General features: G+C 72.3%; 20 protein-coding genes and 1 tRNA gene. 6 read left to right on the top strand and 15 right to left on the bottom strand.

Going from position 1 to position 21829, the window contains the following annotated elements; genetic code table 11:
• Positions 1-72: 72 nt before the first annotated feature.
• On the bottom strand, positions 73-741 hold the full coding sequence (locus tag MTQ01_RS14880; RefSeq protein WP_247490545.1) for a hypothetical protein: 669 nt from the start codon (positions 739-741) through the stop codon (positions 73-75).
• Between the two features lie 218 nt (positions 742-959).
• Positions 960-1859 carry a universal stress protein gene (locus MTQ01_RS14875; protein WP_247490543.1) on the bottom strand — a complete coding sequence of 300 codons (900 nt, stop codon included), beginning with the start codon at positions 1857-1859 and terminating at the stop codon, positions 960-962.
• 559 nt (positions 1860-2418) lie between these two features.
• On the opposite strand from MTQ01_RS14875, the gene MTQ01_RS14870 reads away from it, so the two are divergent.
• From MTQ01_RS14870 to MTQ01_RS14850, 5 genes are read left to right on the top strand one after another with little or no spacing between them, the layout of a single operon-like run.
• Entirely contained in the window at positions 2419-3957 is a 1539-nt protein-coding gene (locus tag MTQ01_RS14870) for an ATP-binding protein (protein ID WP_247490541.1), read from the top strand.
• Positions 3954-4361: a roadblock/LC7 domain-containing protein gene (locus MTQ01_RS14865; protein ID WP_211042699.1), complete on the top strand. Its 408-nt coding sequence runs from the start codon at positions 3954-3956 to the stop codon at positions 4359-4361. The genes MTQ01_RS14870 and MTQ01_RS14865 overlap by 4 nt, the downstream gene beginning before the upstream one ends.
• On the top strand, positions 4358-4717 hold the full coding sequence (locus tag MTQ01_RS14860; RefSeq protein WP_247490535.1) for a DUF742 domain-containing protein: 360 nt from the start codon (positions 4358-4360) through the stop codon (positions 4715-4717). Before MTQ01_RS14865 ends, MTQ01_RS14860 begins: the two co-directional genes overlap by 4 nt.
• Positions 4698-5318: an ATP/GTP-binding protein gene (locus tag MTQ01_RS14855; protein ID WP_211042688.1), complete on the top strand. Its 621-nt coding sequence runs from the start codon at positions 4698-4700 to the stop codon at positions 5316-5318. The genes MTQ01_RS14860 and MTQ01_RS14855 overlap by 20 nt, the downstream gene beginning before the upstream one ends.
• The gene (locus tag MTQ01_RS14850) at positions 5315-6787 is read left to right on the top strand and encodes a cytochrome P450 (protein ID WP_247490533.1); all 1473 of its coding nucleotides are present in this window, start codon (positions 5315-5317) and stop codon (positions 6785-6787) included. Before MTQ01_RS14855 ends, MTQ01_RS14850 begins: the two co-directional genes overlap by 4 nt.
• A gap of 85 nt (positions 6788-6872) precedes the next feature.
• On the opposite strand, the gene MTQ01_RS14845 is transcribed toward MTQ01_RS14850, so the two are convergent.
• Together MTQ01_RS14845 and MTQ01_RS14840 are read right to left on the bottom strand one after the other, a co-directional pair.
• Complete coding sequence (locus MTQ01_RS14845; protein WP_247490531.1) at positions 6873-7976, bottom strand: terpene synthase family protein; 1104 nt, start codon at positions 7974-7976, stop codon at positions 6873-6875.
• A 2-nt stretch (positions 7977-7978) separates the two neighbouring features.
• Entirely contained in the window at positions 7979-8881 is a 903-nt protein-coding gene (locus MTQ01_RS14840; RefSeq protein ID WP_247490530.1) for a cyclopropane-fatty-acyl-phospholipid synthase family protein, read from the bottom strand.
• Positions 8882-9466: 585 nt separating this feature from the next.
• On the opposite strand from MTQ01_RS14840, the gene MTQ01_RS14835 reads away from it, so the two are divergent.
• Positions 9467-9871, top strand: a complete 405-nt coding sequence (locus MTQ01_RS14835; RefSeq protein ID WP_247490528.1) for an SH3 domain-containing protein — start codon at positions 9467-9469, stop codon at positions 9869-9871.
• Between the two features lie 255 nt (positions 9872-10126).
• Here the strand turns inward: MTQ01_RS14835 and MTQ01_RS14830 are convergent, their stop codons facing one another.
• The 11 genes from MTQ01_RS14830 to MTQ01_RS14780 all read right to left on the bottom strand — a co-directional run bounded on the left by MTQ01_RS14830 (position 10127) and on the right by MTQ01_RS14780 (position 21809).
• Positions 10127-11185: a pseudouridine synthase gene (locus MTQ01_RS14830; RefSeq protein ID WP_247490526.1), complete on the bottom strand. Its 1059-nt coding sequence runs from the start codon at positions 11183-11185 to the stop codon at positions 10127-10129.
• Between the two features lie 148 nt (positions 11186-11333).
• Positions 11334-11418, bottom strand: a tRNA-Leu gene (locus tag MTQ01_RS14825).
• Between the two features lie 343 nt (positions 11419-11761).
• The gene (locus MTQ01_RS14820; RefSeq protein WP_247490523.1) at positions 11762-12808 is read right to left on the bottom strand and encodes a sugar phosphate isomerase/epimerase; all 1047 of its coding nucleotides are present in this window, start codon (positions 12806-12808) and stop codon (positions 11762-11764) included.
• A 290-nt stretch (positions 12809-13098) separates the two neighbouring features.
• The gene (locus tag MTQ01_RS14815) at positions 13099-14502 is read right to left on the bottom strand and encodes an alkaline phosphatase family protein (protein ID WP_308294399.1); all 1404 of its coding nucleotides are present in this window, start codon (positions 14500-14502) and stop codon (positions 13099-13101) included.
• A complete protein-coding gene (gene eboE, locus MTQ01_RS14810) occupies positions 14499-15680 on the bottom strand; it encodes a metabolite traffic protein EboE (RefSeq protein ID WP_247490521.1) in 1182 nt (393 codons plus the stop codon). Before eboE ends, MTQ01_RS14815 begins: the two co-directional genes overlap by 4 nt.
• Positions 15681-15684: 4 nt before the next feature.
• A complete protein-coding gene (locus MTQ01_RS14805; protein ID WP_247490520.1) occupies positions 15685-16536 on the bottom strand; it encodes a TatD family hydrolase in 852 nt (283 codons plus the stop codon).
• Entirely contained in the window at positions 16536-17285 is a 750-nt protein-coding gene (locus MTQ01_RS14800) for an EboA domain-containing protein (RefSeq protein WP_247490518.1), read from the bottom strand. Before MTQ01_RS14800 ends, MTQ01_RS14805 begins: the two co-directional genes overlap by 1 nt.
• The gene (locus tag MTQ01_RS14795) at positions 17282-18124 is read right to left on the bottom strand and encodes a sugar phosphate isomerase/epimerase (protein ID WP_247490516.1); all 843 of its coding nucleotides are present in this window, start codon (positions 18122-18124) and stop codon (positions 17282-17284) included. The genes MTQ01_RS14800 and MTQ01_RS14795 overlap by 4 nt, the downstream gene beginning before the upstream one ends.
• Entirely contained in the window at positions 18121-18987 is an 867-nt protein-coding gene (locus tag MTQ01_RS14790; protein WP_247490514.1) for an SCO3242 family prenyltransferase, read from the bottom strand. The genes MTQ01_RS14795 and MTQ01_RS14790 overlap by 4 nt, the downstream gene beginning before the upstream one ends.
• On the bottom strand, positions 18984-20138 hold the full coding sequence (locus MTQ01_RS14785) for an inositol-3-phosphate synthase (RefSeq protein ID WP_247490714.1): 1155 nt from the start codon (positions 20136-20138) through the stop codon (positions 18984-18986). Before MTQ01_RS14785 ends, MTQ01_RS14790 begins: the two co-directional genes overlap by 4 nt.
• A gap of 201 nt (positions 20139-20339) precedes the next feature.
• Positions 20340-21809 carry a ThuA domain-containing protein gene (locus tag MTQ01_RS14780; RefSeq protein WP_247490512.1) on the bottom strand — a complete coding sequence of 490 codons (1470 nt, stop codon included), beginning with the start codon at positions 21807-21809 and terminating at the stop codon, positions 20340-20342.
• Positions 21810-21829 lie beyond the last annotated feature (20 nt).

Here is a 21829-nt window from a genome sequence, read left to right as displayed (position 1 = left end):
CGCGCCTCCGGTCGCCCCCGGGCCGGTGACACAGGCGTCGGTCGGGCGCGGCCGGCGGCGGGCCGGTCGGCCTCACCCGGCCGTCGAGCGCGGTCCCACGACCGACCGCCGCCGCCAGCAGACCGCCGCGACGACCGCGACGGTCAGCACCGCGGAACCGCCCGCGACCGCCGCCGTGCTGATCTGCCCCTGGCCGCCCTCGTCGGCAACGGCGTTGCGGACGGGCCCGGTTGCGCCCTCGGCCCGGTCCCGACCGTCCTGCCGGGCGTCGCGCTGCGGCCCGGCCGCGGCGGTGCTCGTGTCGCTGCCGCCGGCTCCGTCCTCGGCGTCGGGTGGCGTCTCGTCGATGCGGAAGGCCGCCGCCCACTGCTCGCCTCCGGGGCAGACACCGTGCACGTCCCACTCGGAGGTACGGCCGCCGGGGCGCGAGTCGTCGAACTCCGCCTTCTTCGAGATCTTCGCCCGGCCCCGGTAGGACGGCCCGCCCCGGGGGTCCTCCTCCTCGGGCGTCACGCGCGTCAGCCGGGCGCGCTGCCCGGTGAAGGCGGGTGAGCGGGCCTCGATGCGCCGCGGTGCCCCGCCCTCAACGCGGTCGCAGCTGACCAGCACCGTCACCGTGCTGCCGGGTTCCACCAGACGCGGGGTGGCGTCGGCGTCCGCGGCAGCCGCGGGCCCGGCCGCCAGGGCGAGCAGACAACCGGCGCCGCCGAGAGCGGACAGCAGCTGGGGAACAGGACGCATGGTGCTCTCCGTCTCCTCGGCGCTTCACCCCGGACGCCCTATGCGACATTCCGGTCACGCCGTGTGGCACCACGCTAGATTTCGGGCCCGCGCGCCGCACGCGCCGTACGACCAACCCGGTGAGCGGCGCGAATCGGGCCGCTGCGGAGCCGTCCGGCAGCTCTCCGGGCCGTTCGTCGGCCCGGCCCCGCGGGCGGTCAGTGACACCCGCGTGGCACTCAGTGACTTCCTGCCGGAACGGCGGCGATCGGGCAACGGGCGTGCAGCAGCACGGCGTTGGCGACCGAGCCCAGCGAGAAGGACGGCGGACGCAGTCGGTGGCGGTGCTTGCCCACCACGACGAGGTCGGCCGACTCCGAGGCCGCCACCAGCCGCCCGGCGGCGTCGCCGGGAGCGACGATGTGCTCGACCTGGACATCCTTGAAACGGCCCTGGAGGAACGGCCGCAACCGTTCCCGCTGCGCGTCCTCGGCGATCTTGGCGATGGCCGGGCCCTCCCCCTCGCCGGGGTCCGGGTAGTTGCCGAGCAGGGCCAGAGTGGAGAAGGGAACGGCGTGGGTGGTGACGACCTGCAGCAGCGCCTCGCTCCGCTGGGCCTCGGACAGCGCGAACTCCACCACCTCCGTGGAGGTCTCCCCCGGTTCGAGGCCCAGCACCACGCGTCCGTGGGACTCCGTGTCCGTCTCGCCGGCGCGGTCGCGGTGCGGGACGACGACGACCGGGCAGGTCGCCCTGGCCGCGGCGGCGCGCCCGTTGGAACCGAGCAGCAGGCTGGTGAAGCCGCCCCGGCCGCGCGAGCCCAGCACCAGCAGCTGCCCGTGGCCGCTCATGTCGGGCAGCGCGGCGGCGGGAGCGCCGCTCAACGTCGTGTAGCGCACCTCCGGCAAAGCTTTGCGCTCGGCAAGTCGCTCCCGCACCCAGTCCAGAACAGGGTCCTGACCGGCGGGCGGCGCCATGGGCTCGGTGCTCGCGAGACTGTGGGCGTTGGGCGGCCAGGACCACACGTGCACGATCAGCACTTCCACACCGCGCTGCGAGGCCGCCGCGAGCGCCCAGTCCAGTGCGCGCAGGCTGTGCCCGGAGCCGTCCACCGCGGCGATTACGGGGAGGGCGGTCATCTCGAATCAGTCCTCTCGGCACCGAGGGCGGGGTCCACGGGGTTGTCCGTGCCCCCAGGGTGCGCCTGCTCTCCGGGCACCGCGACAGCTGAGGTCCGGCCGTGCGGCCCTCGCGGGGCCCCGGCCGACCGCTTCGTGCGACCTCCGCCGTGCCTCTCGGCCACCCGCGACCGACCTCAGGGTGTCACTGGGTGTCACTGGGTGTCATTCGGGGTTCGGACGGTGCGCGCCGACCCCGGACCTCCGGGCCGGTCGTACCCGAAGGGATGAACCAGCGACCGGGCGCGAGGGGACGCCGACCTCGGCAACCACCCGTTCCCTGTACACGACATGATCGTCTTCCTGGCCAATTGGGCCGGTTTGCAAGGGACTTGAAAGGACGTCAGGATCAAGATCAACTGACGTCGGATCAGGTAGCCGGTGTAAATAAACGTGTCGTCATAGTTATGCTGCTTCCGGTTCAGCATCGGGGGTTGCGTTCACGGCCGGTCCGTTTGGTGTGCCCGGATGCTGTCCTTTCGCCTGTCGTCCCACATTTCTCTGTTGGTTGAGGCTGCTGATGACTCGTCGTGCTGGATCGCCTCCCGGAGGTTCCCGGCCCGCCTCGGCTCTCGTCTGGGTACTACCCACCGCGGTGACCGCGGTCGCCGCTCTCGCGGCGACCTTCCTGGTCTCCTCGGGCGCACGAGTGCCGATTGCCTGGATTGGCCTTGCGGCCACCGTCTCCGTGGCGGTGACCGCCGCCGAAGCCGCGCGCCGGGGCCGATTGGCCGCGGCGCTGCGTGCGGAGGTCCAGGAGCGGAACGCTGCTCTTGCCAGGCAGGAGGCCGAGACCGCACGCCTGGCGCAGCAGCAGCTGCCGGGCGTCGTCCGCAGGCTCCGCCAGGGCGACTTCCCCGAGGACGTGCTCAAGGACCTCTCCGACGACTCCCCCGCCGGGCTCACCCCGGAGTTCAGGGCCGCGCACCAGGCGGTGCTGCGGACCGTCGTGGACGCGGTGTCGGCCGAGGAGGACCTGCGCGACTCGGCACAGCGCGCCTTCGTGAACATCTCCCGCCGCGTCCAGGCCATCGTCCACCAGCAGGCCAGTGAGCTGCGCGGGATGGAGGACCGGCACGGCCAGAGCCCGGCGGTCTTCGGTGACCTGCTGCGGCTGGACCACGGCACCGCGCTGATCGGACGCCTGGCGGACAGCATCGCCGTGCTCGGTGGCGCCCGTCCGGGCCGTCAGTGGAGCCGTCCCGTGCCGCTGTTCAGCGTGCTGCGCGGTGGCATGTCGCGGATCATCGACTACCAGCGGGTCGAGCTGCACTCGGTCTCCGAGGTCGCGGTCGTCGGTCCCGCGGTGGAGCCGCTGATCCACGCGCTCGCGGAGCTGCTGGACAACGCCACGCGTTACTCTCCCCCGCAGACCCAGGTCCATCTCACCGCCGTGGACGTCCAGTCCGGCATCGCCATCGAGATCGAGGACGGCGGTGTCAGCCTCAGCGAGGAGGCCCGTGCCCGCGCCGAGCGGATGCTCCAGCAGGCCCAGGCCGGCCTGGACGTCAACGACCTCGGCGAGACCCCCCGACTCGGCCTCGCGGTGGTGGGCCGGCTGGCCCAGGCGTACGGGTTCCAGGTGTCGCTGCGCACCTCCGCCTACGGCGGTGTGCGCGCGGTCCTGATCGTTCCGCAGGAGCTGATCACCACCGCGCCGGCCACCGGCAGGGCGCACGGTATCGGTGCCTCGTCCGGGCCGCGCCCGACCAGCCCCCGCAGGGTCCCGGAGAAATCCGCCGTGACCGAACAACCCGCGGCCGAGCCCACGCTCCGCGCCGTCGCCCCGCTGGACCGATCCGGCGGTGGCCCCGAGAGCATCCCCGAAGTCACCGAGCGCACGCTCAGCGGGCTACCGCAGCGCAAGCGACGCAACCGCGTGACAACCCCGGCGAACCACGAACCGGCCCCGGACGAGGCGAAGAGCGAGCAGCCGCCCGTGGAGCCCGGGATGTGGATGGCCGCGTTCCAGAGCGGCGTGACCGGCGAAGGCGCCGGCTCGTCCTCCCCCGCCACAAGTAACCGTGAAGCGTCTTCGGAAAAGAGTGAGCAGCCATGATTCAGCAGCGGCCCAACCTGGACTGGATGCTCAAGGACCTCGCCGACAGTGTGCCGCAGACCCGACATGTGGTGGTGCTATCGGCCGACGGACTGCGCATGGGCGCGCACGGCTCGGACGACGACACCGCCGACCGCCTCGCCGCGGCCTGCGCCGGACTGCAGAGCCTGGCGGGCGCGGTGGCGGCCGAACTCCCGCGCAGCGACGGGCAGATGCGGATGGTCGTCATCGAGCTGGACGGCGGCTTCTTCTATCTGATGGCCGCGGGCTCGGGCGCCTATCTCGCCGTACTCGCCGACGAGGGCGTGGACGCCGGGTTGATCGGAGCCCGGATGCGGGACCTCGTCGCCAGGATCGGTCAACACCTCAGCACTCCCCCACGCAATGACGGACCGGTCGAATGAGAGAGGGTGACCAGGAATGGGACGAGGGATCGCCCGAGAGGCTTTACGTCATCACCGGAGGGCGTAGCGCCTCCACCGCGGACAGCTCGCTCGACCTGGTCACCCTGATCGTGGCCAGGTCCGGACCGACAGCCGGCATGCAGCCGGAAGCGGCGTCCATCCTGCGGATGTGCCACTCGCCACTTTCGGTGGCGGAGGTCTCCGCCTATCTCGAACTGCCGATGAGCGTCGTCACCGTGTTGGTCGACGACCTCCTCGCCTCCGGCAAGATGCATTCGCGCGCGCCGGTGGCCGCGGCTCAACTCCCCGACACCGCACTGATTGAGGCAGTGATCCATGGACTTCAAAGGCTCTGAGACGGTCGCCGGGCCGCGGAGCGAGGACGCACTGCCGGAGACGGCCACCGCCGCGGTCAAAGTGGTGGTGGTGGGCGGCTTCGGCGTGGGCAAGACCACGCTGGTCGGCTCGGTCAGCGAGATCCGTCCGCTGACGACCGAGGAGACGATGACCCAGGCCGGGGTCGGCGTCGACGACACCGTGGGGGTGGAGCGCAAGACCTCCACCACCGTCGCGATGGACTTCGGTCGAATATCTCTCAACGAGGAGTTGGTCCTCTACCTCTTCGGCACCCCCGGTCAGCAGCGGTTCTGGTTCCTGTGGAACGGACTGTTCGACGGTGCGCTCGGCGCCGTCGTGCTGATCGACACCCGCCGTCTGGAGGTGAGCTTCGACGTCATCGGCCGGCTCGAGGAGCGGGGCGTCCCGTTCCTGGTGGCGGTCAACTCCTTCCCCGACGCGCCCGGTTACCCGCTGGACGAGCTGCGCGCCGCGCTGGACCTGCCCGGCAGCGTGCCGATCGTCGCCTGCGACGCGCGCGACCGGGCCTCCAGCCGTGACGTGCTCATCTCTCTGATGCGCTATCTCCACTCGCTCGCCGCCACCCGGGAGGTCTCGTGAGCACCCCCTCGCACAGCTCGGCCCCGCCGCCGGGCTGCCCCGCCCACCAGCTGGGCCAGGGGCAGCTGCGCAGGCTCTACGGCCCGGAGGCGGAGGGCGATCCGAGCGCCCTGTACGACGAGCTGCGCGCCGAGCACGGCCAGGTCGCGCCCGTGCTCGTGCACGGCGACCTGCCGGCCTGGCTGGTGCTGGGCCACCGGGAGAACCTCGACGCCGCCCGTACGCCCTCGCGCTTCTCCCGGGACTCCCGCCACTGGCGGGCCGCCCAGGAGGGCCTGGTGCCGCCGGACCACCCGCTGACGCCGATGACGGCGTGGCAGCCGGTGTGCCACTTCGTCGACGGCTCCCAGCACGAGCGGCTGCGCGCGGCCGTCACCGGTTCGCTGGCGCGGTTCGACCGCAGGGGCGTGCGGCGCTATGTCACGCGCTTCGCCCACCAGTTGGTGGACCGCTTCGCGGACGCCGGTGAGGCCGAACTGGTCGCCGAGTTCGCCGAGCATCTGCCGATGCTGGTGATGACCCAGCTCATGGGCATGCCCGAGGAGTACGGCCCGCGGCTGGTGCAGGCGGCCCGTGACCTCATAAAGGGCACCGAGACGGCGGTGGAGAGCAACGACTACGTCACCACCGCGCTGCGGCAGCTGGTGGAGCGCAAGCAGACCCAGCCGGGCCACGACTTCGCCAGCTGGCTGATCGAGCACGAGTCGGCGCTCAGCACGGACGAGGTCACCGAGCATCTGCGGCTCGTCCTGATCGCCGCGTACGAGACGACCGCCAACCTGATCGTCAACACGCTGCTCATGGTCCTCACCGACCGGCGCTTCCGGGCCAGCCTGTCCGGCGGTCACATGACGCTGCCGGACGCGCTGGAGCAGGTGCTGTGGGACGCACCGCCGCTGTCGACCGTGCTCGGGCGCTGGGCCACCGGCGACACCACGCTCGGCGGTCAGCAGATCAAGACCGGTGATCTGCTGCTGCTGGGGCTCGCCGCCGGGAACACCGACCCGGAGATCCGCCCGGACCTCCACCAGCCGGTGCACGGCAACCGCTCCCACCTGGCCTTCAGCAGCGGGCCGCACGAGTGCCCCGGTCAGGACATCGGCCGGGCGATCGCGGACACCGGAATCGACGTGCTGCTCGCCCGGCTGCCCGATCTGGGTCTGGGGGTGAACGAGACCGAGCTCGTCTGGGACTCGTCGCTGATGTCCCGTCATCTGCGGCAGCTGCCGGTGCGGTTCACCCCTGCGCAGGAGCGTCGCGGCAAGCCTGCCGCCTCGTCGCCGGCGCCGGAGCCGAGCACTCCCGCTCCGGCACCCGCGGCACAGCCGGACCGGGCCGCCAGGACGCCGCATCAGGCGACGTCCTCCAACCCCCTGCCGCCGCCCAATCCCGCTTCGGGGCCCGCCCCCGAGCCGGACCGGCGCAAGGAGCAACGCCCTTTGTGGCTGCGGCTGTTCGGCGGCAAGTGAGGCGCTGAAGAGGTTTCGCCAGGAGCGGCGGCCGACCGGTGAACGGTCGGCCGCCGCTCCGTTGTGCGGTGCGTGCGGCCTCCGCTCAGGCGGCCAGCTGGTCCCACCACCACGCGATCGACGGAATCGGCGGCGGCCCGGGGTCCGGGTCGCTCGGGGTGTCCCGATAGCTGATCTCGAACGCCGCGCCCGGCACCGGCAGGGGGTGCCGGTTGCGGGGGCTGGCGTACCGCGGTGCGGTGCGCTCGCCCTCGATGAAGCCGGTGATGTAGTAACCCAACGCGCTGGTGTAGCGCCGGAGTTCGGCGTCGCCCTCCTCGTTCAGCCGTGCGCGCAACCGCAGGAAGAGCGACATCGCCCGGTCGCGCAGCGCCACCGCTTCCGGCAGCACGTCCGCCGGGGTTCCGCCGCGCGCGTGCACGAGCACATTGACCAGGTTCTGGTCGGGGACCTCGAGGTGGTCCTCCTTGGCGAACGAGAACAGGTCGTTGTCGCAGCTCACCACGAAGCCCGCGGCGTCGGTGAGCGCCTGTACCGGCGCCGAGTACAGCACGTCCGGCGCGAGGTGGATTCCCTCCGCCGCCTCGACGAACGTCATCGTGAAGCGCGTGCCGTTGACCGAACCGCGCATGCCCGCGAAGTCGTTGAGGGCGGGCATCACACCGCGCTCGGTGTTGGCGGTCTGCCAGGACGCTCCCAGCAGCCAGTCCCTGGCGCCCTCGCCGAACCTCCGCAGCTGGTACGGCGAGAGCAGCTGCCTGCTGCGCCGCACCAGGTCGTCCAGGGAGGCGGTCAGACGCGACTGCGGCAGCATCGAGGAGCCCGGGGCTTCGATGGCACGGATCAGCCGGGCGCTGTGGTCGGTGATGTCGGCCGCGCCGGTGCCCTCGTCGCCGCTGTCGTGCCAGTCGTCGAGGGCGGTGGCCCAGTAGTTCCAGAGGATGAACAGGAGCAGGATGTCCTGGTCGCCCCGCGGCGCCATCCGACAGCTGTAGTCGACCGCGTTGCAGGCCAGGCCCCAGGCGCGCTCGGTCGCGTTCGGGTAGACGTCGAACTCGTCGACCCAGGCCAGCGCCCGCTGTTCGATCTTCTCCACTTCGGGGTGCAGCAGTTCGCCGCGCTCGTCGGGACAGTAGAACGGTGGCAACCGCCAGCCGATGGCCGGTTCACGGCCGGTGGGCGCGGGCATGTTCAGCTCCCCTTGCGGAAGAGCAGCAGCCGGGTCTCGACCGCGTGGTCGCGCCAGATCCGGAAGAGCTTGCCGTGGGTGAGCGCGGACTCCGTCAGCCTCTCGCGCTTGATCGGCGAGGGCTCGCCGGTGCGCTCCGCCCGCTCCAGCTCCGCGGTGCTCCAGGCCATCGACTGGACCCAGAACTCGGCGACGCCGTCGGTGATGTCCTCGTCCTGCTCCAGTTCGAGGCCGGCCTGGCGGGCGGACTGGATGTACTCGGTGAGGGTGCCGAGCCGCGTCTTGTAGTAGGCGTCGATGAACTCGGTCCACTCGGGACGGCAGATGAAGTGCTCCTGGATGCCGAACCAGCCGCCCGGACGCAGCGCCTTCGCGGCCACCGCGAACAACCGTTCGCGGTCCATGTAGCCGGAGCTCTCGATGGCGACGGCGCCGTCGTAGCGGGCCTCCTCGTCGAGTTCGTGCACATCCTGGGCGCGTGCCCGCACCCGGTCGGAGACCCCGGCCTGACGTGCGAGGTCGTCGATGACGGGTATGTGGTCCTCGGCCACCGTCAGCCCCTGCACGGAGGCGCCGTGCTTCTGCGCCCAGAAGATCGAACCTCCGCCCAGCCCACAGCCGATGTCCAGGATCTCCCCGCTCGGCCGGTGGTCGACGCGCCACTGCTGCGCGGCGTGCGTGAGCACTCTCTCCTGCGAGTCGGTGATGCGGCGGCGCAGCACGTCCTGCGCGACGGTGGTGTTCGGCGCCTCGTCCTTGCCGAAGAGTCCCAGGTGGAAGTGGACGCGGGGGCCGGGGCCGTACTTGTGGAGGATGTCCTTGGTCTTGCGCGAGTAGTACAGCGGAACCTGTGTCTCGTCGAACGCCGGACCTGAGGCGTCGTTCATGACGAGGTCGTTCTCCATGCGGGATCTCCAGAGTGATCAAGCTGCGGGGCCAAGCGATCAAACATTGCCCATGATGAACACTCACAATCTCACAGTGATCGGAACGTGACACTCCTCATCGCCAACTGCGTGTATTACAGGGGGATTTGATCGCATCTGACGCCACAACAGAAGTCCCGTGAATCTGACTTCGCATCACCTGACACATCGTCATCGCATGCGGCTCCGGCCGGAGAGTGACGGCGCTTCGGAACGAGGTGCCGACGACGCGGTTGCAACCTCGGACCCACCGGAAGGGTGGGTGCGCTCGTCACGGCCTCCGTGCCCGAGCAGTGGACCTCGCTGCCGACGAGTCGAACCCTCGCGAGTCCGCGCGGCAGAGCACGGGCCCCAACTCGAGCCTGCTCACGGCGTCGAGACACCGGCGTCAACACTGCTTCACTCCATTCGCCAGTGAAAGTGCCTATTTCGGGTGACTTGACGGAATGGCGCGACACCTTCTGCGGACCGGAGCCGCATTGTCGTCTGCGGGAGACGCGCCTCGCCGCGTCGGCGGCGGCTCCCGATCGTCGTTCCTTCGCACGCTCACAAGGAGACAGAGCTATGCAGCTCAATCGGAAGATCGCCGCCGGACTGGCCGCGGGTGCGCTCGCCGCGGGTCTGATGGGTTCGGTGCCGGCCGTGGCCAACACCCACGGTGCCGACAAGGCCCCCGCACCGCAGGCCGAGCAGGTCCGCGCCGTCGGAGGGACCGTGATCGCCCGTACCGGCGTGATCATCCGCGCCTACCCGACGACGACCTCCGCCAACCTCGGCTCCTACGCCTACGGCGCGCGCGTCCAGCTCCGCTGCCAGGCCGCCACCGAGAACGTCCAGGGCAACCGCCTGTGGTTCAAGCTCGCCAACCGCTCCGGCTGGGTCGCCGCCCGCTGGGTGCAGAACGACGCACCGCTGCCGACCTGCGTCCCGACCATGGTGAAGAAGGACGAGATGCCGGAAGGCAAGTAGAGCTCACCCTCTGCTCTCGTTTCCGAGCGGCCCCGGACTCCCACCGAGCCCGGGGCCGCTCGGCGTGTGCCACGAGTGGCGTGGTGGGCGCGCACGGGGCGGGCGGGGGCCGGCGGCGCGTACGGGACCGGCGGTGCGTACGGGACCGGCGGTGCGTACGGGACCGGCGGTGCGTACGGGACCGGCGGTGCGTACGGGGGCGCACGGACCGTACCGGCGTGCGGGCGCGGGCAGGGCCGGGACGGGCGGCCGGGGTCAGCCGGGCAGTGGCCAGTGGCTGAGACGGAGCCGGCTGGTGCACCGGATCTCCTCACCGGTCACGGGGTCGGTGAACTCCAGTGCGCGGGCGAGGAGTTGGAGCGGGCGGTCCCAGTCGTCGACACCGTGACGCACCGCGTCGGGCCCCGGCGGCGCGGTTGCCGAGTCGGGGCGGTGCGGGGCGGGGCGGTGCGGGTCGGGGCGCTCCGAGTCGGCGAGGTGCGGGGCGGGGTGGTGGGCGTCCGGGCGGTGGTCGTCGGGGAAGAGCGGGTCGTGCAGCAGGGGCAGGCCGAGGCCGCTCATGTGCAGCCGCAGCTGATGGGTACGGCCGGTGGTGGGCAGCAGCCGGTAGCCGGCCAAGCCGTCGCGGTGGCCGAGGAGTTCGATGCGGCTCTCGCTGTTGGGCTCGCCCGGGAGCTCCACCGCGGCGAGTCTGCCCGGAACCTTCTCGATGCGGTTGCGGACGGTTCTCGGGAACGTCAGCGCCGGATCGTGGCGGGCGACGGCCACGTACTCCTTGCGGACCCTGCGGTCCTGGAAGAGCGACTGGTAGGCGCCCCGGTCGGCGGGGCGGACGACGAAGAGCACCAGGCCGGCGGTGAGCCGGTCGAGGCGGTGGGCCGGCTGGAGTTCGGGCAGCGAGAGTTCGCGGCGCAGCCGGGCCAGAGCGGTCTCGGTGATGTGGCTGCCGCGGGGGGTGGTGGCGAGGAAGTGCGGTTTGTCGGCGACGACGATCCGCTCGTCGCGATGGACCACGCCAACCGGGAACGGCACCGCTTCCTCGGGCGCGAAGTCACGGTGGAACCAGACGTACAGGCCCGGCTCGTACCGGGTGCGGGCCTCGATCGACCCGCTCGCGGTGACGAAGCGGCCCCGCTCGACCATCCGGTCGAACTCGTCGGCGCCGGCGAACTCGGCGTACCGCTCGCGCAGATGGTCCACCACCGTCGCCCAGCGGCGCTCGGGGTCGGGCGGCAGCCTCAGCCGCACCGGGTCGATGCCGTGCCGCTGCTCCAGCGGCGCGGGCGGGGGCGCACTGCGACGGCGGCGTCTCATGGCGGTGACCACTTCCCTGGTGCGGCCGAGGCGGGCACGGCGTACGGACGCGCGCCGGACGCGTTCCGTTCCGGCGCGTGTCCGGCCGGCCCTTACAGGTCGTACAACAACGAAACAGGACCCCCACCGAGATGGAGGTCCTTCGCTGTGTCCGAGGGGGGACTTGAACCCCCACGCCCGATAAAGGGCACTAGCACCTCAAGCTAGCGCGTCTGCCATTCCGCCACCCGGACCGGTGAGCGTCGCGGCCTGGGCCGCGGCGACGGGGACAACAATACCAAGCCCCCGGAGTGCTTCTCACCTCCATTGCCGGTGGATTCGTTGCACGGATTCCGATTCGCCGGAAATGACGGGCGGGATCCGTTCACCGGCCCGTCCTCAGCCGGTCTCCCCCACGCTTCACAGCACCGGTCCGCGCAGCACCGACCGAGCGGGACGGGGCAGGACGGGACGGGACGGGGACGGCGTTGCGGAAACGTGGCGGCACCGCAACCCGAGCGGCAGGGCTGCCCGCAGGAGGCGCCCCACCGCCCGGGTGCGGTGTCCGTCAGCGGCGCTCGCGCGCCGGTGGCCGGATCAGTGGCCGGGGCGGCAGCGCAGGGAGCGCAGGTACTCGGCCGAGCGTCGGGCGGTGCTCAGGGAGCCGGCGGGGTTGGTGTTCGGGTCGGGAGCGTCGTCGCGCTCGACGAGCCAGTGGTGGTAGCGGCGGCGACGGCCCCTGGCGACGGCCGAGATGAACTCGACGTAGTCCAGGTCGCCGTAGCCGACGTCCGTCTGCTCGTAGCCCTCGGGCAGCGCCTCGTCGTGCTCGCCGTCCTTGACGTGGAAGAGCGGGAAGCGGTCGGGGTCGGCCAGCACGTACTTCAGCGGGTCCAGCGGGTCCGGGGTCCCGTCGGGGCGCTTGCTGAAGCGGTGCTGGGCGACGAAGGCCCAGTAGATGTCGAGCTCCAGCTTGACCAGCTTCGGGTCGGTCTCGGCCATCAGCAGGTCGTAGAGGCGGACGTCGGGTGCGTCCAGGGCGAAGCTGAACTCCTCGCTGTGGTTGTGCTGGTAGAAGGCGAGGCCCCGCTTGCGGGCGGCGGCTCCGTAGACGTTGAACTCCTCGGCGGCGCGCTTCCAGCCGTCGACGGTGTCGCCGTAGCGGTTGGGGTTGTTGGGCGTGCCGATGTAGGGAACGCCCAGTTCGGCGGCGTCGTCCAGCACCTTCTCCAACTGGGTGGCGAAGGTGTACGCGTTCGGGTCGCCGCCGTCGGCGTGGTAGCCGACGTGGCTGCCGATGGCGCGCAGACCGTTCTCGCGGAGCAGCCGCTTGAGCTGCCGGATCGAGATGTCGCCGGTCCCCTGGGTGTAGCCGGCGAACTCGACCTCGTCGTAGCCGTGGCGGGCGAGTTCCTCGAAGACCGGGCCGAAGCCCAGTTCCTGGACCTGGTCCCGCAGGGTGTAGAGCTGGATGCCCAGACGCCCCTTGGGAAGCAGGCGCTGTCTGCCGAACCCGCTCGCCTGGGCGGGGCTTGCCGCGCCGGCCAGCAGCGCGGCGGCGCCGGCGCCCGCCGCGACACCGAGGAAGGAGCGGCGGTCCAGTGCGGCGCGCAGGCTGTCGTAGCGGTCGGAGGATCGGTGCATGGCGGAGTCTCCTTGGCGGGTGCGGTGGGTGGTGCGGAAGGTGGACGGTGCGGCAGGTGGACGGTGCGGCTGTCGTGCGGTGGGTGGTGCGCGGCGGGTGGGTCGCGCGGGGGTGGTGCGGCGGGTGGGTGGGGACGGGGGTGCGGGCCGGGTGGGGAGGCGGTTTCGGGCAGGGGAGGGTGCGGCGGTGGGTTGTGCGGAACGCCACGGCGTCGGGGAGGCGCCGCAGGCGCGGTGCGAACGGGCGCGGGTCGTGGGCCCCGAGCGGAGCCGGGGCGCCCACGGGCGCGCTAGTCCGGTGCGGAGAGGTCGAGCAGCAGGTCCTTCACCGAGGTCGCGGGTACGCCGCCGCCCTCGTCCAGGACGCCGTCCAGCGCTTCGGGTTCGGAGCAGATGAGCATCGGTCCGTCCTCCTCCCGGTCCGGCAGACGGCCGTGGCTGCCGCGGATGGGTGAGGGGTCGAGCGGCACGACGGCCATCCGGTAGCGCATCCCGATCTTCTTGCGGGCGAGCGCGGTGGCCGCCCGCACCTTGACGTACGGGTCCTGCGGGTCCATGAAGAGTTCGACCGGGTCGTAGCCGGGCTTGCGGTGGATCTCCACCAACCGGGCGAAGTCCGGGGCCCGTTCGTCGTCGAGCCAGTAGTAGTAGGTGAACCAGGAGCGGGGTTCGGCGACGGCGACGAACTCGCCCGCCCGCGGGTGGTCCAGGCCGTGGTCCTTCTTGCCGGTCTCGTCGAGGAGTTCGGCGACTCCGGGGAGCTCTTCGAGCACCTCGCGGACGGTGGCCCGGTCGGCGGGGTCGCGCACGTAGACGTGCGCCAGCTGGTGGTCCGCGACGGCGAACGCCCGCGAGGTGGCGGGGTCCAGGTACTCCATGCCGTCCTGGGTGTGCACCTCGACGAGTCCGGCCCGGCGCAGCGCCCGGTTGATGTCCACCGGCCGGTCGACGGCGGTGATGCCGTACTCCGAGAGCACCACCACCCGGCGGCCCAGCTCGCGCGCGTCGTCGAGCAGTGGGCCGAGCGCGGTGTCGATCTCGCGCGCGGCGGCGTGCGAACGGGGGTCGTCGGGGCCGTAGCGCTGGAGGTCGTAGTCCAGGTGCGGTACGTAGGCCAGGGTCAGGTCGGGCCTGCGGGTGTGCAGCAGATGGCGGGTGGCGTCGATGATCCACTGCGAGGAGGTCAGTCCGGCCCGCGGTCCCCAGAAGGTGAAGAGCGGGAACTCGCCGAGCTTGTCGACCAGTTCGTCGTGCAGCTCGGGCGGGCGGGTGTAGCAGTCGGGCTCCTTGCGCCCGTCGGCGTAGTAGATGGGGCGCGGGGTGACCGTCCAGTCGGTGTCCGCGCCCATCGCGTACCACCAGCAGACGTTGGCGACGGTGTAGCCGGGGCGGCGTTCGCGGGCGGTGTGCCAGATCTTGTCGCCGCCGACGAGCGCGTTGTGCTGGCGCCACAGCAGTACGTCGCCGAGCTCGCGGAAGTACCAGCCGTTGCCGACGATGCCGTGGTCGGTCGGGAGCTTTCCGGTCAGGAAGGTGGACTGGGCGGCGCAGGTGACCGCGGGCAGGATGGTGCGCAGCGGCGCCGAGGTGCCGCCGGAGGCGAGGGCCCGCAGCCGCGGCATGTGGGTCAGCAGCGCCGGGGTGAGCCCGACGACGTCGAGGACCAGCAGTGGCTGGACTCGGGGTGTGGTCACGGCTGCTCCTTGAGTCCGAGGTCGGTCAACAGGTCGCGGGCGACGACGAGTTCGGCGGCGATGCCGTCGGCCAGCTCGTCGGCGTCGGTGGGGCGCAGGCCCTCCGGGAGCGCCTGCCAGGTGTAGGTCTCCACCTCCAGGTGGTGGGTGCGGGCGCGCGGGCCGCCCAGGAGGTGGCCGAGCGTCTCGCGCAGCACCTGGAGGGTGGAGGTCAGCGGCGGCTCCAGCTCCGCGTGCAGCGGCACGTGGAGGTGGACCCGCCAGGGACCGTCGGTCGCCAGCGCGTGCTCGCCGGCCAGCGCCAGGTCGAGGTCGTCTGCGCCGCGCACGCCCCCCGGCGCGGCGACGCGGGTCTGGTGCAGGAAGCGCGGTTCGACGAAGCGCTCCAGCGCCGCGCGCTCGTGCGGCTCGTGCGGCCGGGCACTGTGGAGGGCCGCGGAGAGCTGCACCTTGTGGACCGGCACCCGTGCCTCGTCCAGCAGGGCGACGGCTGCCGCGGGGTCCTCGAAGGCGGTGGCCAGATGGCAGGTGTCCAGACACATGCCGACCCGGTCGACCGGCGGCGCACCCGGTGCCCGCAGCGCCGCCACCGCCTGGGCGGTGGTCTCCACGGTGCAGCCCGGTTCGGGTTCCAGCCCGATCCGGATGCGGCGGCCGGTGCGCGCCTCCAGCGCGTCCAACTCCTGTGCGAGAGCGCGGAGTTGTCCGTGGGCGACGGCCAGGCGTTCGGCGTCGAAGTCGGTGCGCCAGGCGAGCGGCAGAGTGGAGACGGTGCCCTCGGTGACGTCCTCGGGCAGCAGCTCCGCCAGCAGTTCGGCGAGGCGGACGGTGTGCCGCAGGCGCTCGGGTTCGGTCCAGTCCGGCCGGTACACCCGGTACTTGACGCGTTCGTCGCCGAAGCCCTGGTAGGGGAAGCCGTTGAGCGTGACGACCTCGAGGCCGCGCCGGTCGAGTTCGCCGCGCAGCTGGTCCAGCCGTCGCCGATCGGCGACGAGCGCCTCGGCCGCCGGATGGGCGAGCCACAGTCCGATGCCGAGCCGGTCCCGGCCGAGCCGGCGGCGGACCGGCTCGGCGTGGTCGCGGAGCTGGGCGATCACACCGTCCAGCGTTTCGGCCGGGTGGACGTTGGTGCAGTACGCGAGGTGGACGGTCGAGCCGTCCGGGTGGCGGAAGCGCACGGGCTCACTCCCCGCCGCGCAGCACGGAGTTGCCCTCGTGGGTGGGTGCGGCGGGCTCGGCCGCGTCCAGTTCCAGACGGCCGCTGAGGCCGTAGAACTCCACCGGGTTGCGCCACAGGACGAGGTCCACGTCGTCCTCGGTGAAGCCGGCCGCGAGCATCGCCTCGCCGACGCGCCGCGGGGTGAGCGGGTCGCTGTTTCCCCAGTCCGCGGCGGAGTTGACCAGGACGCGCTCGGTGCCGTGGGAGCGCAGCAGCGCCACCATGCGGTCGGGGTCCATCTTGGTGTCGGGGTAGATGGAGAAGCCGCGCCAGCAGCCGGAGTCGGTGGCGGCGGCGACGGTGGTCTCGTTGAGATGGTCGATCAGTACGTGCTCGATGGGCAGGTCGGACTCCCGCACTACGTCCAGGGTGCGGGCGAGGCCGGCGGCCTTGTCGCGGTGCGGGGTGTGGACCATGGCCGGCAGCTCGTGGTCGACGGCCATCTGCAGCTGGGCGGCGAGCGCGCGGTCCTCGGCCGGTGTCATGGAGTCGTAGCCGATCTCTCCGACGGCGACGACCCCGTCCTTGGCCAGATAGCGCGGCAGCTCCTCCAGCACCGGGAGGCAGCGGGGGTCGCCGGCCTCCTTGGGGTTGAGCGCGATGGTGCAGTGGTGGGCGATGCCGTACTGGGCCGCGCGGAAGGGCTCCCAGCCCAGGAGGGCGTCGAAGTAGTCGTAGAAGCTGGCGGGATGGGTGCGCGGCTGACCCAGCCAGAAGGAGGGTTCGACCACGGCGCGCACCCCGGCGTCGTACATCGCCCGGTAGTCGTCGGTGGTGCGGGAGGTCATGTGGATGTGCGGGTCGAAGATGCGCATCAGATCTCCTGGCCGGTGGGGCGCTGCTCGCCGGGGGCTGTCGGTTGGGGGGCTGCGGGGCCGTCCACGAGGGACGGGGCGGTCGTGGAGCGGCCGGTGGCGGGGTGGTCGGTGACCGAGTGGTCCGCGACGGGCCGACCGGTGGCGGGATGGTCGGGGGCCGGGTGCGCCGGGACGGGGTGCGCGGCGAGTTCCAGCAGCCGGTGCAGGTCCTCGGGCACGGTGCGGCCCGCGGCGGTGCGCTCGGCGGCGAAGTCCCGCAGCATCCGGGCCAGTTCGTCGTCTCCGGCGGCGCGGGCGGCGAGGTCGTGCACCTCGGCCAGCGGGATTCCGACGAAGAGGCACTTGAGGACGGCCTGGCGCCAGTCGTGCGGCGCGAGGCAGCGGGCGCCGTAGGGTCCCAGCGCGGCGGCGACCAGCCGCGGGTCGTTGGTGCGCAGCGCGTCGTGCACCAGCTCCGACCCGTCGGTGTCCGGGGGCAGTTCGGGCAGGGCCTCCAGTACGGCGAGGCGTTCGGCGGCGTTGCCGCGCCGGTAGAGCTCGGCCAGGCGCTCGGCCGGCGGGCGGTGCTCGACGAGCAGCGCGACCCGCACCCGTACGGCGTGCGGCGCACCGCAGGCCCGTTTCGCCGCGGCGAAGGAGATCTCCAGTCGGTCCGGCTCGGCGAGCGCGCGCTCGAACCAGTCCTGGGCACGTTCGTCGAGCTCGGACCGGAGCGCGCCGAGCCGGTCGCGGTCGGCCGCGGTCACCGCTGGGCCGCCTTGAGGAAGTGGAGGGACTGCTCCGCGAGCGCAGGACCGGCGTGGGAGTCCCTGGGCAGCTCGACCGAGACCAGGCCGCGGTAGCCGGCGTCGGCCAGCGCGGTGAGCACCGGTGAAAAGTCGATCTCGCCCTGGCCGAAGGGAAGGTGCTCGTGCACGCCGCGGCGCATGTCCTCGATCTGGACGTGCCGCAGCCACGGCGCGCTCTGTTCGACGCACACCTCGGGCGCAAGGGGCTCCAGGCACTGGCAGTGCCCGATGTCCAGGGTCAGGCCCAGCTCCGCCGGATCGCCCAACTCCTCGCGGAGCCGGTGGAATCCGGCCAGGTCGCCGAGGAGATGGCCGGGCTCGGGCTCGACGGCCAGCGGTGTGCCGCGCCGCCGGGCGCTCTCCAGGATCTGCTCGAAGCTGTGCCGCAGCCGTTTCCAGCCCTCCTCCTCGGTGGAGCCCTCGGGCAGCACACCGCTGAAGCAGTGCACGGCGTGCGCGCCGAGGTCGGAGGCGATCTGTACGGCGGTCTCCAGCAGCGCGACCCGGGTGGCGCGCGCCAGCGGGTCCGCCTCGACGAGGGTGGGGTGGTGCTTGCGGCGCGGGTCGAGCAGGTAGCGGGCGCCGGTCTCCACCGTGACGCCGAGGCCGTAGCGGTCCAGGGTGTCCGCCAACTGCCGGGTGCGGAAGGCCAGTCCGGGCGCGAGCGGGTCGAAGTGCATGTGGTCCAGCGTCAGCGCCACCCCGTCGTAGCCGAGGTCGGAGAGCATGACGACGAGATCGCCGAGCCTGAGGTCGGTGAGGCCGTTGGTGCCGTAGGCCAGTCTGAGGCTGCTCATGTGGGGCTGACCTTTCGGGATACGCGGCGGGCCAGCGGCAGCAGGGCCAGCAGCGGCAGGGCGGTGGTCACGGCACCGGCGCGGGCGGCCAGGGACGCCTGCAGCGGGATCATCGCGCGGATGCCGCCGCCGACGGCTCGTTGCAGCAGCGGCGGTGAGGGGTTGAGGGCGGCGTGGGTGTAGCCGCGTCCGCAGGTGGTCGCGTAGAGCGCCGCGCCTCCTGCGGCGGTCGCCTCGGTGGTGGTGCGCGGCGGACGCAGGCCGGTGAGGTGACCGGTGACGGCGGCGGTGGTGGCCAGCGCCGTCAGCGGAGCGAGCGAGGAGCCGCCCCCCACCTCCTCGCGCGAGACCGTGGTCACCGCGAGCGTGTGCGCGCCGAGCACTCCGGCCGCGGGGAGGGCTCTGGCCATCTCGGCGGGGCGGGTGGCGGCGGCGCCGAGCAGCACGTCCAGGGTGCGCGCGGAGGCCATCGCGGCGGGCCCGGCCGGGGTGTTCTTCAGCCACAGGTCGTACGCCCAGACGCTCGCCGCCAGTGCGCTCGCGGTGCGCAGCGCGGGCCGGCCGGCCGCCGCCGCGAAGCCCAGGCCCGCAGCGGTCAGGCCGACCGAGGCGCCGAGCGCCGCGGCGGGGCTGATGCGGCCGGCCGGGATCGGGCGGTCGGGTCGCTCGACCGCGTCGATCCTGCGGTCCGCCCAGTCGTTGAGCGTCATGCCCGCCTCGTAGAGGCAGAGCGAGGCGGCGGCGGCCAGCGCGGTACGGGCGCGCGGCGGGCCGCCGGTGGCGGTGGCGCCGACCAGCGCGTCGCCGGGGACGCTGAAGACCGCCGACACCCGCAGCAGCGACGCCCAGTCCCGGGCGCTCATGCGCGGTCCGCCAGACGCTCGGCCAGCTGCGCCAACTCCCGCTCCTGGCCGGCGAGATCGGCGGGCCCGCTGTCCGGGTCCTTGAAGTAGAAGCCGAGCCCGTCGACGGGTCCGCGCAGCCCGAGGGCGTCGGCGCGGGCGAGGATGCGCGCGAGGTCCAGTACGAGCGGCGCGGCGAGCGCGGAGTCGCAGCCCTGCCAGATGGTCTGGAGGATCATCCGGGAGCCGAGGAAGCCGTCGAAGGCGATGTGGTCCCAGGCGGTCTTCCAGTCGCCGAGCGCGGGCACGTCGTCGATGTGCACCTCGCCCTCGGGGACCTCGGGGAGGTTCTCGGCCAGTACGCGCTCCTTGCCGGCGTTCTTGGCCGCGGCCGCGGCCGGATCGGCGAGTGCCGCGCCGTCGCCGCCGCCCAGGAGGTTGGTGCCGGACCAGGCGCGCACGGTCAGCGCACGGCTGCGGAACATCGGCGCCAGCACCGAACGCAGCAGCGTCTGGCCGGTCTTGCCGTCGCGGCCGGCGTACGGCACCTCGGCGGCGCGGGCGGTGTCCTGCAGGTCGGGGTGGTGCAGCCCGGTGGACGGGGTGAAGTTGACGTATCCGCAGCCGGCGCGCAGGGCCGCGGCGGCGTACAGCGAGCTGGGCGGCAACTGCCCCTGGGCGGCGGCCGGTTCGGTGCTGGCCACATTGACGACGACGGTCCGCTCCAGGCCGTTGTCGCGGGTGAAGTCGGTCAGGTCGGCGGCGAAGCGCTCGATGAGTTCCTCGGTGGTGCGGGTGTCGCCTCGCTCGGGACCGCCCGGGCGTATTCGGCGTTCGACGGCGGCCAGTTCGGCGGCGACCGCGGTGGGCAGTCCGTGGGCGAGCACCCCGGCGCCGACCAGCTCCTCGGCGCGCTTGGGCAGCGGGGTGCAGGCGGTGTCGTGACCGCCGAACAGGAGGTCGGACAGCGGCGGCAGGGCGCTGTCGGCGAACACCGGGGTCTCGGTGAGGAGTCCGGTCGGCGGCTGGAGACCGGCGGCGAGGGCGGCGCAGCCCACGATGGTGGTGGTGGCGACCGAGCCCCTGGCTCCGATCAGCCACACCCCGGTGCGTGGTCGGTCGCCCGGCGACCGCTCGCCGCTGTCGGGCTGCGGGGCGTCGTGCGCTGTCACGTCGTGGTTTCGCTCACTCACGTGGGTCTCCAAGGGGGTCGTACGGGCCGCTGGTTGCTCTGGGTGGTGCGGGGTGGGACGGGTGGAGCGGCGGGGAGGAGTCGGCGATCTCCTCCCCGCCGCGGTGGTCAGCCGCGGCCCCCCTCGGGCCTGCGGGTGACCGGTCGTGGCAGCCGTCGTACGTCCTCGACGGATGCCTGCTCAGTCGCCCCGGCCGACTCGGGGTTCACGGTCGGTGGAGTCGGTGTGGGCCGTGGGCTCTTTGGGGGCCGTGGGGTCTTGGGGCTCCGTGGGGTCTGTCGGGTCCGTGGGGTCTGTCGGGTCGCCGAGGTCCTGGATGCGGATGTCGCGGAAGGCGACCTCGTCCTCGTCGCCGTGGTTCTGGATGCCAATGTGTCCGCGTGTCAGGTCACGGTCGGGGTCGGTGCTGGTGAAGTCGTTGATCTTGATGTCGTTGAGCCAAATCTGGATCCGGTCCTCCTCTACCCGGATCTCGTAGCTGTTCCACTCCCCCGGCGGGTTCAGTGCGGCGTCGCGGGCTTCGATGTCGGCGGACTGGAAGCCGTAGATCGCACCGGTGGTGCGGTCCTCGGCGTCCGTGGCGTCGATCTGGATCTCGTAGCCCTGGTTGACCGCGTCCATCGGGTCGTCGCTCGCCGGGAAGCCCACGAAGACACCGGAGTTGTCGTCTCCGGCCATCCGCCAGTCGAGCTTGAGGGAGTACGCGCCGAACTCCTGGGCCTCGTACCAGAGCAGTCCCATGCCGCCCACGGACGTGAGGGTCTTCTCCCCCTCGTCCAGGACGAACGAGCCCGGCCCGGCCTGCTTCCAGCCGTCGGTGCCGGTGCCGTCGAAGAGCTGCTTCCACTCCTCCTCGGCGCCGTCCGGGGAGCAGTCGGCTTCCTTCTCGCCGGTGGCGTACTGGATGCCGCCGAGGAGGTGTTGGCGGAACGCCGGCTCGGTGAAGGACTCCTTGGTGTGGCCGCCGCCGGTGTAGAAGGCGCGACCGCCCTCGTAGGGCTGGCACCAGGAGATGGGGTGGTCCTCGCCCATGTTCCCGCCCTGGTACGAGCTCTCGTCGAGAGTCGCCAGCACCTTGGCGCGGTCGCGGGGGTTGGTGCCGTAGTTGTACCACTCGTCCGTCCGCTCCCAGGTGGGGTCGAGATGGGCGGTGGCGGGGTGGTCGTGGTCCTCGACGTTGATCTGCGCGGACTGGATGTGCGGGTGGGAGTCGAAGTACGCGCCGACCAGGCCGCCGTAGAACGGCCAGTCGTACTCGGTGTCGGCCGCGGCGTGGACGCCGACGTAGCCGCCGCCGTCCTCGACGTAGCCCTCGAAGGCGTTCTGCTGCTCCTCGTTCAGCACGTCGCCGGTCGTGGAGAGGAAGACCACGGCCTGGTACCGGGCGAGGTTCTCGGCGGTGAAGTCCGCCGCGTCCTCGGTGTCCTCGACCGCGAAGCCGTGCTCGGCGCCGAGCTCCTGGATCGCGGCGATGCCGTCGGGGATGGAGTCGTGGCGGAAGCCCGCGGTCTTGGAGAAGACCAGGACCGTCGACTCGGCCTGCTCGCCGGTGGTGCCGCTCGCCTCGTTCGGTTGGGCCTGCGCGGGCAGGGCGGCCGTCCCCAGTGCGAGGACGGCCGCTGCCGCGGCCAGGCGGGTGCTCTTCACCATGGCTGCTCCTGCTTCCCGTG

Source organism: Streptomyces sp. XM4193, assembly GCF_023072595.1.
Lineage (GTDB): Bacteria > Actinomycetota > Actinomycetes > Streptomycetales > Streptomycetaceae > Streptomyces.
The sequence above is the reverse complement of the archived record's forward strand: the minus strand, read 5'-3'. Positions and strand labels throughout refer to the sequence as shown.